Origin of the sequence: Candidatus Phytoplasma stylosanthis, from assembly GCF_032886435.1 — a bacterium.
Taxonomy (GTDB): domain Bacteria; phylum Bacillota_I; class Bacilli_A; order Acholeplasmatales; family Acholeplasmataceae; genus Phytoplasma; species Phytoplasma stylosanthis.
Genome location: NZ_JAUZJP010000045.1, coordinates 1 through 810, shown reverse-complemented (window position 1 = coordinate 810; position 810 = coordinate 1). Strand labels below are relative to the sequence as shown.

At 30.4% G+C, this 810-nt stretch carries 1 pseudogene; it reads right to left on the bottom strand.

Going from position 1 to position 810, the window contains the following annotated elements:
* Positions 1 to 810 (bottom strand): annotated as a pseudogene (locus Q8777_RS02655) (hypothetical protein); the annotation flags it as partial.

Genomic DNA, 810 nt, shown 5'->3' with positions numbered 1-810 from the left:
GATGTTGACCTGTTCTTTTTTCATATAAATCAATCTTTTTCAAAGAACGAATATGATTTGTCGACCATAAATAACCTTCCGATTGATAATTATAAAAAGGGAATTTTAACTCAAAATCATAATTAAAAATGATAAAAGGTTCTTCTATCTTTTGGTTAATGGGATAAACGCCTACGACTTTATCTTTGATGATGTCTTTGATAATAATTTTATCAATGAAAAGATAACTCGGACCTCCAAAATTCGTTCCTTGCTCATAAATAATTTCTAAGTGATAATTTTCTGGTAAAAAAGGAAAAGAGGATGGTAAAGGAGGTTTATTAAGACTCCAAAAGAAATATAAAGCTGTCTCGCCATTCCCCATTTGTTTTAAATCTTCTAAAGTATAAGTATCATCTTTTCCTTCCCTTTTTCCACCTTCAAAAAAGGCTAAGAGAAAATGAAAAGGTGGTGGTTCTTTAATTCGAAATTGAAAGTTAACTTCCTTTTGTTGGTCAGAAGCGTTATATAATGCGTAAGAAAATTGATGACTAAAATGATAAAGAGGAAAATGATAATTTAACCATCCCATCGCTTCTTTCATTCCTGTATTTTCTCCTAAATAAACATAATAAACGGCGAGTTCTTCTATTTGACCTTGTTTTTGGGGAAGAAGCGATTGATAATAAAAGTCATCAATCGCAGAAGAAGAAGATTGACAAGAAGCAGATAAATATTGTTTTGGTTCTCTTTGAATTTTGACCTTTTCTGATGGGAGGTTTATTGATTGACTATCAACCTCTAATAAAATTAATTGTTCTCTTTTTTTTC